Source organism: Flavobacterium coralii, assembly GCF_019891545.1.
In the GTDB taxonomy this organism is placed as follows: Bacteria; Bacteroidota; Bacteroidia; order Flavobacteriales; family Flavobacteriaceae; genus Flavobacterium; species Flavobacterium coralii.
Map to the genome: position 1 here is coordinate 1 of NZ_JAHDIU010000012.1, position 12,513 is coordinate 12,513.

The following is a 12,513-nucleotide window of genomic DNA, read 5'->3' on the forward strand; positions in this document are numbered from 1 at the left end:
AGCTGGAAGCTGGCTACGCTGCGGCAGCCGAACTCGGTGATGGCAGCCGCCCAGATGGTCTGAGGGCTGGTGGTGTTGGTGTAGGCCTGTGGGTTGGCTATCGGGTTGTTACCCGACAGGGCATCGGCCTGGGTTAGGTAGTATGCCGCTGTTACGCCTGCTACTCCGCCGGTTACCGACGCATCGCGCGTGGTAAGGTCGAACTCTTCCTGCAAATCGCCCGGGTTGTTGTCATCGCACAAAGGATAATTCGATGGTGTTGGAAGGGTGGGCCTTGGGTTTACAATAAGTTGTAAAGGCTCTATAGAAGGACAGTTTATTGTACTGCCTTCCTGCACAACCCTTATATAAATTTCGCCGGTAATTGCTGAATAGCTTCCAGGATTATTGATAGCGTTAGAGCCAAACTCTGCTCCTTCAATAGTTTCGTGGAAAGTTACGGTAAGGCCTGACTGACCATTTATAACTTCCTGCCCGGCAGGAAGAAGGTTAAATATACCAAAGTCATCAAAGTTATCATCACAAACCTCTATTGTTGTAGCCGGTACAAGAACAGGCGGATAAAAAACTTCTACATTAAATACATGCTCATCTGAACATTCAACTTCAATACCTGAGTTAGCATAAACATAGATATCCTGAGTAACGGTAATTTCATCTCCGGCATTTAGCTGTGTACCTGTTCCACCGGAACCTGTATAATAATTACCTTCTGTAAGTGCCGGAAGTACATAACTTTCACATGCATCAACATCTGCAGGGGTATCTACTTCGGGTTTTTCATATACTGTAACAACAAAGCTGCTCTCATCAGTACAGTTATTAGGAGTAGTTCCTGATTCTGCATATATATATATTGTTTGAGTAGCTATTACTGTTGTACCTTCCGCTATCGGGCCTACACCATTTGGTTGGCTAAAATAACCACCAACAGTAAGTTCCGGAAGTACATATCCAGTATCGTCACACACAAACACATCTTCGGGGTCATCTACAACAGGTGTAGGTGTTACAGTTATCATAAATGAAGTTGTAGAATAACAGTCTTCATCTGCTGCATTAGTTAACCTTACATATATAGTGGCACTGCCTGTTGTATAGGCTTCGGGGGTTGTTATTGCATTTACATTATTTTCTGCATCTGCCTGAGATGTATGATAAGTTACAACAAATTGATTCGGGTCCTGCCCTTGCAGTACATCGCCATCAAGAGCTGTCAGGTCAAATGTTTCAACCTCATCATTTTCCGGATCACAAACCTGAATATTTGCCGGTGTACCTGCCTGTGGGGCAGTACTGGCCTCTATTGTAAATGATGTTGTTGCAATACATGATGTAAAATAGTTTTCCACACGAACCCAGATAGTCTCCAGTTCGCCATCGGTTACATAATTTGCAGCATCTGCGTCAGATATGGGGCTAAAACCTTCTGTAGCATCAAGTTCGGAATTATGGAAAGTAATAACGTTTATAAATGGGTCGAGCCCATTTAATATGGTTTCGGAATTTTCAGTCAAATCAAATGTAAAAGGACCCGGGCCGCTTTCGCAGATATAAAAATCTTCAGGCTCACCAAGATCAAGCGGGTCAGCTACTTCTACTGTAACGTTAGCTGTTTTTACAACAGTTGTTCCGTCACACCTGTTGTAGGTTGCAACAGCAGTATAAGTTGTAGTTTCTTCAGGACAAACACTTACACTTGTACTGGTAGAAATTTGTGTAGGACCATCCATCCATGCAAAATCTACTATTGAAGGACCTGTTGGGGTAAACCTCCATGCTTCCTGGATAGCAGTCCATGAACCGGTATTACGCCCCGGAGGAACTGAAGCCTGAGTACCGGCAGCGTTTTGTATACCTATTAACCCTACACCATTTTGCCATGAAGTACAAGGTACCCTTCTCTCAACATAAACTTCGATAACATTAGTAGTTTCGTATAAAACTATCTGAGATGTTTGTGCACCAATATTAGCATTATTTTCACAAGATACACCATATTGTGCAACTTCAGAAAAGTTAACAACCAGTGTGCGGCACGGATAAGCACCTAAAACCTGATAGTTAATATTAGGATTCGCAAAATTATTGTCAACACTTGGATCTATATCCTGATACACGCCATAAATAGCATTCCTGATAGGGAAACCTGTATTTGGTATAGCCTGGCTAAAGGCGTAGTTACAATAGCCTCCTGCTGTTTGTGTATTAAAAGTAATAACACCGTTAGAACCGATAAAGGCACTTGTATAGTTATTACCATAAAAACAAAAACTGAAAGGCAGGTTTACTGCTGAAGACCATACGTCATCAGTATTTACTGATATTTGTGTTCCGCCTATAAAAGGATAAGGGGGCGCATATGGAACGGATGAAACCGAATAAGACGTAGTAGCACCTGTCTCAAAATAATCAGCAGTAAGCGTACGGCATTCTTCACCAGGCTGCGGTGGCTGGCAAATTGCGGGCACTGCGCCTGCGGTCACATCAGGACAACCGGGAGCCTGGGCAAAGGTGGTAAGTCCTAATAAGCTTAACAGCAGCAGTAATAAATAATTTTTCTTCATTTGAAAAGGTATTTTTTTAAAACGCGAAATTTACATAAAATTGACATAAATAAAACATTTATGCCCTATTTTTTTATCAATAAAACATTTGAAAGATAAATATCCCTACCAACATTTCCGGAAATTTTTATATAAATCTCAAAAAAGAATAGAATATACTTTAAAAGCCACATAAACAGCTTTATAGCAATAGTAACATTATTACATAACGCAGAATTTACAGATTAAGTACTTAAAGCAAAATCAACTTTTATAATTATCTTTGCAGACTAATTGATAAAAGCCATAACTGATATTTTATAATAAATGATAATTAACGAAGATAAAAAAGACGAAATAGGCGAAAACCACGTAGCCACAAGCGCCGAAACACCACTAAGACCTGATGCTTTTGACCTGACCGATGAAGAAAAGATAGAGTCTATAAAAAAAGATGTAGAAAGAATACTTTATACATTAGGAATGGACCTTACAGATGACAGTATAAAGGGTACTCCTAACCGTGTGGCAAAGATGTTTGTAAAAGAGATTTTCGGCGGGCTGAACCCGGAACGCAAGCCCGGCTCTTCTACTTTTGAAAATAAGTATAAATACGGAGAAATGCTGGTAGAGAAAAATATTACAATTTACTCAACCTGCGAGCACCACCTGCTCCCTATAGTAGGGCGTGCACATGTGGCATATATATCTAATGGTACCGTTGTGGGACTCTCTAAAATGAACCGTATCGTAGATTTTTTTGCTAAAAGGCCACAGGTACAGGAAAGGCTTACCATACAAATAGTGGAAGAACTTAAAAAAGTACTTAATACTGAAGATGTAGCCTGTGTAATTGATGCCAAGCACCTGTGTGTTAATTCGCGTGGAATTCGCGATATTGAGAGCAGCACTGTTACTTCTGAATTTGGAGGAAGGTTTAAAGAAGAAAATGTGCGCAGGGAATTTTTAGATTATATTAAGCTTGATACACAGTTTTAATATATATTGCAAACCATCATATCATTAAGCTAAAAATGCACTTATACCAGGAACAAACTTTAAAGATATACAATTCTTTAAGCGGAGAGAAAGAACTTTTTAAACCTATACATGCCGGTAATGTAGGTATGTATGTTTGCGGCCCAACGGTTTACAGCAATGTACACTTAGGCAACTGCCGCACCTTTATTTCTTTCGATCTTGTTTTCAGGTATCTTAAACATTTAGGGTATAAGGTGCGTTATGTGCGTAATATTACCGATGTTGGGCATATTGAAGATGACGCCGACGAAGGCGAAGATAAAATTGCAAAAAAAGCAAGGCTCGAAAAAGTAGAGCCTATGGAAATTGTACAGCAATACAGTGTAGATTTCCACCAGATAATGGAGCTGTTTAATACATTACCACCAAGCATAGAGCCTACTGCAACAGGGCACATTATAGAACAGATTGAAACCATTAAGGGCATACTGGATAACGGTTATGCTTATGTATCTGAAGGTTCTGTTTATTTTGACGTGGTTAAGTTTAATGAAAAACATAATTACGGAAAACTTAGCGGGCGTAATATTGAAGATATGATAGCCAATACACGCGATCTTTCGGGGCAATCTGAAAAGAGGAACCCGCAGGATTTTGCGCTATGGAAAAAAGCAGAGCCACAACATATAATGCGCTGGCCATCGCCCTGGGGCGACGGTTTCCCAGGTTGGCATTTAGAGTGCACCAGCATGAGTACTAAATACCTGGGTAATCATTTTGATATACACGGTGGCGGTATGGACCTTAAGTTTCCGCATCACGAATGCGAAATTGCACAAAATGAAGCCTGCACCGGGCAGACACCTGTTAACTACTGGATGCATGCCAATATGCTGACGCTTAACGGTAAAAAAATGTCAAAATCAACCGGAAATAACATCCTGCCAAGGGAAATATTTTCGGGCAATAATTCTGTTTTAAGTAAATCATTTACACCATCGGTAGCACGTTTCTTTATATTGCAGGCACACTATCGCAGCATACTCGATTTCAGTAATGATGCCATACTTGCCGCAGAAAAAGGCTTTAACAGGCTTATGGAGGCAATAGATAACTTATCCGGTATAAAAACATCGGGCACATCATCTGTTGATATTAGTGGCTGGAGGCAGCAATGCTATGATGCCATGAACGATGACTTTAACAGCCCTATACTTATTGCACAGCTTTTTGAGGGGGTACGTTATATAAACCTGCTGAAAGACGGTAAGGAAACCATTACCGCAGCTGACCTTGACCTGCTCACCAAGACCATGAACGGCTTTGTTTTTGATGTTCTCGGACTTAAAAATGAGGGCGAAACAAATACTACAAACGACAGGCTGGAAGGTGTGGTTAACATGCTTATAGGCATGCGTAATGAAGCAAGGGCTAACAAAGACTTTGCACTGTCTGACCAGATACGTGACAGGCTTAAAGACATTGGCATAGAGCTTAAAGATACAAAAGAGGGTACAACCTTTTCTATAGCATAACGGTATGAAAGCAGGAAAGCTTGCCATATTGCCATTTGTGGCGCTGGTGCGCTTTTACCAGTGGGGTATATCGCCTTTCCTGCCTTCTGCATGCCGCTACTCCCCTACCTGTTCTCAATACATGATAGAGGCGCTTAAAACCCACGGCCTGTTTAAAGGCTTATGGCTCGGCACTAAGCGCATTGCAAGCTGTAACCCCTGGGGTGGCAGTGGTTACGACCCTGTGCCGCCAAAGAGATGCAGCCATAAACATTAATATTTTTTGTTAGGCTTGTAGGCTGCATTTCGCTATTTTTACGCCAACTAATAAAACTGCACTATGGCACATGCTTTAAGCTTTACCTGGAATCCCAGCGAAGGGCTAGACCTTGGCTTTATAATGGTACGCTATTACAGCCTTATGTTCGTGGTAGCCTTTGGCCTCGGATGGTTCATAATGAAAAAAATATTTGAACGCGAAGGCGAATCGATAGAAAAGCTGGACAAGCTTTTTATCTATACGCTTGTAGCCACACTGCTTGGCGCACGGCTGGGGCACGTGTTTTTTTATGACTGGGATTATTTTAGCCAGCACCCTGAAGAAATATTACTCCCTTTTAAATTTAAGCCTGAATTTGAATTTACCGGTTTTGCAGGCCTTGCCAGCCATGGCGCTGCAATAGGTATCATACTGGCAATGATATGGTACAGCAGGAAAATTATTCACAGGCCATTGCTATGGGTGCTAGACAGGGTGGTGATACCTGTAACCAGTGGTGGTATCTTTGTCAGGCTTGGCAATTTTTTTAATTCTGAAATATTAGGTGAGCCTGTAAGCAGCCCGGAGAATGTTCCTACTGCTGTTAGGTTTATTCGTGGTGAGGATAATTTGAACAAATATGATGTAACTAAGATTACCGGTGTAAAGGATTATAACCAAGCTTATGAGCTTATAGAGAAAGACCCGAGATTTGCCGATTATCTTGCTGCCATACCTTACCGCCACCCCGCACAGTTATATGAAGCGGCAGGCTATGTTATTGTTTTCATTATACTGTATTATATGTACTGGAAAACTGATGCCCGCAAAAAACACGGGCTTATATTTGGCGTATTCCTTATATTACTATGGACAGTTCGCTTTCTAGCAGAATTTGTTAAGCAAAGCCAGGGAGGGTTTGAAGGCGACAACCCTATTTTACTTACAGGGCAATGGCTAAGCATACCTTTTATACTTGCCGGTTTCTACCTTATGTTTACCGCAAAAAACAGAACCGAAACTTTATAAAAACAAAAACCGCCTGATGGCGGTTTTTTTGTGCTTATTCGGTAAGTTTAAAGTTGTAAATTATCTTGCCAACCTGTTTATCCGGCGCATCCGGGTCAGCTTCCCAAGTGGTTCTCATCGCTGCCTGCTTTGCCTGATCTAAAAGACAGCTTGCAGAATTAGTAGTACCTCTTACACCTGCATTAGCATCTATAACTTTACCATTCCTGTCAACAAAAATCTGAACTACTACAACGCCCTGCTCATTACAGGTATATTTTGGCTGAGGCTTTGCTAAAGCATTCCTGTTTCCGAGCTGGTAGTTACCGCCCCCCGTACCGCTACCCCCACCGCCGTTGCCGTAGCTGCCGTTAAGCGTACCGTCAATTCTTCCCTTATCTCCTGCCTGGTTATCATTACCCTGCCCTCCGGTTGCCTTACCATCGCTCTTAGGGCCATTTATAAGGCTATTAAGCGCATCAGACGTACTTTTGGATGGTGTGGGTGCCGGTTCGGGTTTTGGTTTAACAGGCTTATCCTCTTTCGGTTTTTCTTTAGGCTTTTTATTAGTTATTACCGGCGCATCGGTTACATCCTGTGTTACCACCTCGTACTGCACAGGCGTCGGGTCGGCAGACGACTGCGAGGGCTGTGGCGCAGAAGCTATCGGCTCCGTTGGCTGCACATCGCCCATACCAAAATCACTTGTACCAAAGTTAATGGCAATACCGTTTTCAGGCGGCGGATCCATATAGGTTAAGCCTAAAAAAAAGCAAAGCAGCAGCAACACAGCAAATATTGCGGCTGTAATTGCAAATGCCTTTTTGTTTTTTTCTTTGTCCTCCTCAGGTTCTCTGTATATTTTTTGAACGCGTTGTCCCATAACAGGTCTATTTAGGATTAACTGCCAGTACTATCTTGTAATGGTTCCTGTTGGCAATATCCATTACCGTAACAGCTTTTTCTATCGGCACCCCCTGCTCCACCCGCAGTACGATGGCTTTATCTTCGGCTCCCGCCATTATACCCGAAAGCTGTGCTTCAAGGTTATCTTCGGCAACAGGATCCTGGTCTATAAAATACTCCAGCTCTTTGGTAATATTTACCGATACATTCTGGTTATTCTCGGTCTTGCCTTTAGCCTTTGGCAGGTTAAGGTCAAGCGCATTGGTGGTAACCATAGTAGAGGTCAGCATGAAAAATATCAACAACAGGAATACGATATCCGTCATCGATGACATGTTAAACTCCGGTGTTACCTTATTTCTGCTCCTGAATTTCATAATTATACCGGGTCATTTAGCAGGTCGAGGAATTCTACAGCAGTAGCCTCCATCTGGTTAACAATCTTATCAGTCTTAACTACAAGGTGGTTATAGCCAATATAGGCAAATACACCCACTATAAGCCCCACTACTGTAGTAGTCATCGCAGTATAGATACCACCCGCTAACAGGTCTATCTGTATCTGTCCTCCGCCTTTTTCTATTTCAAAGAATACAAGTATCATACCAACCACAGTACCTAAAAATCCAATCATAGGCCCGGCACCGGAAATTGTTGCCAGTATACTTACATTCTTCTCTAAATTATAAATTTCAAGCTTACCGGCATTCTCTATAGCGGTATTAATATCTTCAAGGGGTTTCCCGATACGGGATATGCCTTTCTCTACAAGACGTGATACGGGTGTATTGGTATGCTGACACAACAGCTTGGCACTGTCAAAGCGCCTGTGGGTTATATGGTCGCGAATCTGGTTCATAAAGCCTTTATCTATCTTAGAGGCCTCCTTTAATGCCATAGTGCGTTCTATGTACAGGTAAATGGCAACAAACAGCAGTACTGCTAGTATAATCATGATAATGTTACCTGCAAGCCCGCCACTGGTTAATAATTCCCATACAGACAATGATTTTGCAACAGGCTCCTGCCCTTCCATCAGGGCTTCATTAGCAACTGCCAGGCTATCGGCATCTTGAATGTTCAGCATAGAAAAAAAATCTTTTGGTTATGTTTTTAAAAATTAACGCTAATATAGTTTAAAAATTGCTTTTACCGCCTGCAATCATTAGATAATAGCGTTAATATATAACAAAAAACCTGCCTGAAAATCCAGGCAGGTTTTATATGTTTTGGTATATGTACTGTTAAGCTTCTGTAACAGGCTCAGCGTGCTGCTCCTCTATCATTGCTTTTTCTTTATCAGAAACTGTATCTACTACTATAGGGGTAGCGATAAACAGTGATGAATAAGTACCTACAAATATACCTATCAGCATGGCGAAGATAAATCCGCGGATAGATTCGCCACCAAATATGAACATGATTAGCAATACAAAAATTACTGTAAGTGATGTATTGATAGTCCTTGATATGGTAGTGTTGATCGATTTGTTAACTACTTCGGCGTAAGTGCCCGGCATTTTACCCGCCACAAATTCACGTATCCTGTCAAATACAATAACGGTATCGTTAAGCGAGTAACCAATTACTGTAAGGATAGCAGCTATAAAGTGCTGGTTCATTTCCATTTGGAAAGGAGCAATTGTATAGAATGCAGAGTAAATACCCAATACTATGATAACGTCGTGCGCTACAGCAGCTACGGCACCAAGGCTGTACTGCCACTTGCGGAAACTTATCATCAGGTACAGGAACACTATTGCAAGTGAACCGATAACCGCCCAGTATGAGTTTGTCTTGATATCTTCTGCAATGGTAGGGCCAACTTTAACAGCCTGCATTATACCCAGTTCCTTACCTTCATAAGTATTAACAAACTGATCGTATGTAATGTTGCCTGAGTAGTATTTTTTAAGGTTATCATACATAATGGTGTTAACCTCTTTATCTACACCAACACCAGATTCGTCAACTTTATATTTAGTAGTAATCCTTAACTGGTTATCCTCACCAAATACTTTAGCATCCACGCCACTGCCAAAGGCAGCTGTAAGATCGTTCCTTACATCTTCTGTAGATACAGGCTTATCAAACCTTACCTGGAATGTACGCCCACCTACAAAATCGATACCCTGGTCAAGGCCGTTTGTAAACAGCGACACAAGGCTACCGGCAATAAGGATACCTGAAACTGCATAGGCAATTTTCTTTTTGCCAAGGAAGTTAAAGTTAAAGTTCCTGAACCAGTTTTTAGAAAGTGTAGTATCAAAAGTAAGGTTAGTGTTTTTACCCATGTCAAGCAACATCCTTGTTACGAATATCGCTGTGAAAAGTGATGTTATGATACCTATAAGTAGTGTAGTAGCAAAGCCTTTTACAGGACCTGTACCAAATACAAGAAGTACTAAACCTGTAAGGAATGTAGTTACGTTAGCATCTGTAATGGCCGACATAGCGCCTTTCCAGCTAAATGCTATCTTTATAGCTTCGTCTATTGTCCTGCCAAAGCGAAGTTCTTCCTTAGCACGTTCATAAATAATAATATTCGCATCCACTGCAGTACCCATAGTAAGCACTATACCTGCAATACCCGGTAATGTAAGTACCGCACCAATACTTGCAAGGAAACCGAAAAGGAATAAAAGGTTAACCACAAGTGCTATATTGGCATACCAGCCTGCTTTACCGTAGTAAACAATCATCCAAAGCGATATAAGCAATAAACCTACAAGTGCAGAAGTAATACCTGAATCAATAGCTTCCTGTCCTAATGACGGACCTACTACTTCTGACTGGATAATATCTGCAGATGCAGGAAGTTTACCTGCCCTTAATATGTTTGCTAAGTCTTTTGTCTCTTCTATATTGAATGAACCTGTAATTTGTGAACGCCCGCCAGAAATAGCACCATCTGTAACACCCGGTGCAGAATACACCACATCGTCAAGAACAATAGCTATATTACCCTGCTCAGAAAATGCCTTACCTGTAAGTGCTTCCCAGTCGCGGGCACCTTTACCGTTCATCTGCATTTCTACTGATGGGCGTCCCATCTGGTCGAAACTATCAGATGCGTTTGTAATAACATTACCACTTAGCGGCGGAGTGTTCTCGCGGTTGCTTTTAAGCGCATAAAGCTCAAGCCTGCCTTCAAGCCTATCATCCTGCTTGCCCCATACAAATTTAGCATAACGCTGGTCGCCTTGTAATAATGAACGGATATCATTCCTGTTTAGCCAAGAGTTTACCTTTGCAGTATCGGCTGCTGTTGCATAACCGATAACAGGGCCTCCCTGGCCGGGAATAAGTTTTTCAAAAAGAGGATTGTTACCTTTTACTGCAGCAGCAGAATCATTAGCTTTATCTGTTAAAAGTGTATCTATCGCAGAAACCGGAGCTTCCTCTTTAGTATTTACTTCTGCAGCTTTTTCAGTAGTTTTTAAAGTCTCGTTTGCAGCAAGCAGGAAGTTCTGAAGGTCAGTTATTTTATAAGTCTCCCAAAACTCAAGTTGTGCTGTACTTTGTAAAAGTTTCTGAACACGATCTATATCTTTTGCACCCGGTAACTCTACAAGAATCCTTCCTGATTCGCCAAGCTTCTGGATATTTGGCTGAACAACGCCAAACTTGTCTATACGCTCAGAAAGTACGCGGAAAGCACTGTCTATAGATTCGCTTACCTTTCTTTTGATAACGGTTTTAACTTCTTCATTAGTCATATTGATGTTAACATCATCACCCATTATCCTGTTGGTAAACAACTCCGGAGAAGCAAGCTTTACATTACCCTTGGACTCATTTTCAAAAGCAATAAAAAAAGCTTCAAGGTAATCCTGGTTACCCTGCTTTTCGGTAGTAGCCCTGTCAAGCGCCCTGTTTAGAACAGGATTGTCAGAGTTATTAGCAAGCCCTTTAATTATATCTTTTACCGATATTTCAAGCGTTACGTTAATACCGCCTTCAAGGTCAAGGCCTTTGTTTATTTGCTTATCCCTTACTTCATCATAAGTAAAGCCGAGGTAAATTGTCGAATCCTTCATCATGGTCAGGTATTCTACCTCTTTTTTAGTATCGCCGTTGGCATATTCTTTTGCATCGTCCTCAACCTTGCCGGCTACGAACGTAAAAGAAAGCTGGTAGATACATGCTATCGCAAATATTATTGCGAAAAATTTAATGAGTCCCTTATTCTGCATTAGTACTAAAAATTAATTATTCCTTTTTTTAAAAACGAGCAAATATATAATTTACCAAAAGATTAAACAATTTATTTCCAAATAATATCTTAAAAAAAAGGCTGCCATGCGGCAGCCTTTTTAACTTTATGCTAACTGTTAAGCAAGAACCGATTTTAAAGCATCGTTCATACTGCGCACAGCATCAGCGCTTTTAGAAAACAATTCTTTTTCTTTATCGTTAAGTTGTACATCTACAATCTCTTCTATACCGTTTTTACCAATGATACATGGCACGCCCATGCAAATATCGTTTTGCCCGTACTCGCCGTCCAGCATTACTGAACATGGTATCATCTTCTTTTGGTCGTTAAGTATGCTGTCTACAAGATAAGCTACAGAAGCTCCCGGCGCATACCATGCAGAAGTGCCTAAAAGGCCTGTAAGCGTAGCACCACCCACCATAGTGTCGGCAGCAACTTTATCAAGCACATCCTGAGAAAGGAACTGAGATACAGGCGCGCCGTTATAAGACGCAAGCCTTGTAAGCGGTATCATGGTTGTGTCGCCATGGCCACCAATCACCATACCCTGAACATCGTTAGCAGGCTTGTTAAGCGCAGTTGACAGGTAATATTTAAAACGTGAGCTGTCAAGCGCACCGCCCATACCTATTATCCTGTTCTTTGGCAGGCCTGTAGCCTTAAGGGTAAGATAGGTCATAGTATCCATTGGGTTAGATACCACTACTATTATTGCATCAGGCGAATGCTGCAGCACATTATCAGCAACAGATTTAACTATACCGGCATTTATACCGATAAGCTCTTCCCTTGTCATACCCGGTTTTCTTGGTATGCCCGAAGTGATAACCACAACATTACTGCCTGCAGTCTTACTGTAATCATTAGTGCTTCCAGATACTCTTGTGTTAAAGCCTGTAGTAGTTGCACACTGCATGATATCCATAGCCTTGCCTTCTGCAAAACCTTCTTTAATATCCAGTAAAACCACTTCGCTCGCAATTCCCCTGTATGATATTACGTCTGCACAGGTAGCGCCTACATTACCGGCGCCTACAATGGTAACTTTCATAATATAATGTCTTTTTTATATTGGTTAAT

At 41.4% G+C, this 12,513-nt stretch carries 10 protein-coding genes; 4 read left to right on the plus strand and 6 right to left on the minus strand.

All coding sequences use genetic code 11. The features are described from left to right. Positions 1–2,567 (minus strand): FIDD domain-containing protein (locus tag KJK34_RS14055; protein ID WP_498366263.1); only part of this gene is annotated, 2,567 nt, incomplete at its 3' end. Positions 2,568–2,873: 306 nt separating this feature from the next. Between KJK34_RS14055 and folE the strand changes: the two genes are divergently transcribed. From folE to lgt, 4 genes are all read left to right on the plus strand, one after another. Then, positions 2,874–3,545 (plus strand): GTP cyclohydrolase I FolE, encoded by a 672-nt coding sequence (gene folE, locus KJK34_RS14060; protein ID WP_223054531.1) that lies wholly within the window; start codon positions 2,874–2,876, stop codon positions 3,543–3,545. A gap of 35 nt (positions 3,546–3,580) precedes the next feature. Next, the gene (gene cysS, locus KJK34_RS14065; RefSeq protein ID WP_223054532.1) at positions 3,581–5,062 is read left to right on the plus strand and encodes a cysteine--tRNA ligase; all 1,482 of its coding nucleotides are present in this window, start codon (positions 3,581–3,583) and stop codon (positions 5,060–5,062) included. 4 nt (positions 5,063–5,066) lie between these two features. Next, positions 5,067–5,318, plus strand: a complete 252-nt coding sequence (gene yidD, locus KJK34_RS14070) for a membrane protein insertion efficiency factor YidD (RefSeq protein ID WP_223054533.1) — start codon at positions 5,067–5,069, stop codon at positions 5,316–5,318. Between the two features lie 63 nt (positions 5,319–5,381). After that, a complete protein-coding gene (lgt, locus tag KJK34_RS14075) occupies positions 5,382–6,329 on the plus strand; it encodes a prolipoprotein diacylglyceryl transferase (protein ID WP_223054534.1) in 948 nt (315 codons plus the stop codon). Positions 6,330–6,363: 34 nt separating this feature from the next. Here the strand turns inward: lgt and KJK34_RS14080 are convergent, their stop codons facing one another. The 5 genes from KJK34_RS14080 to KJK34_RS14100 form a co-directional block, all read right to left on the minus strand. After that, a complete protein-coding gene (locus KJK34_RS14080) occupies positions 6,364–7,191 on the minus strand; it encodes an energy transducer TonB family protein (RefSeq protein WP_223054535.1) in 828 nt (275 codons plus the stop codon). A 7-nt stretch (positions 7,192–7,198) separates the two neighbouring features. Beyond that, a complete protein-coding gene (locus KJK34_RS14085; RefSeq protein ID WP_223054536.1) occupies positions 7,199–7,591 on the minus strand; it encodes an ExbD/TolR family protein in 393 nt (130 codons plus the stop codon). A 2-nt stretch (positions 7,592–7,593) separates the two neighbouring features. After that, positions 7,594–8,301, minus strand: coding sequence for a MotA/TolQ/ExbB proton channel family protein (locus tag KJK34_RS14090; protein ID WP_223054537.1), 708 nt, complete (start codon positions 8,299–8,301; stop codon positions 7,594–7,596). A 157-nt stretch (positions 8,302–8,458) separates the two neighbouring features. Further along, positions 8,459–11,410: a protein translocase subunit SecDF gene (secDF, locus tag KJK34_RS14095; RefSeq protein WP_223054538.1), complete on the minus strand. Its 2,952-nt coding sequence runs from the start codon at positions 11,408–11,410 to the stop codon at positions 8,459–8,461. A gap of 138 nt (positions 11,411–11,548) precedes the next feature. Then, the gene (locus tag KJK34_RS14100; protein ID WP_223054539.1) at positions 11,549–12,484 is read right to left on the minus strand and encodes a malate dehydrogenase; all 936 of its coding nucleotides are present in this window, start codon (positions 12,482–12,484) and stop codon (positions 11,549–11,551) included. Positions 12,485–12,513 lie beyond the last annotated feature (29 nt).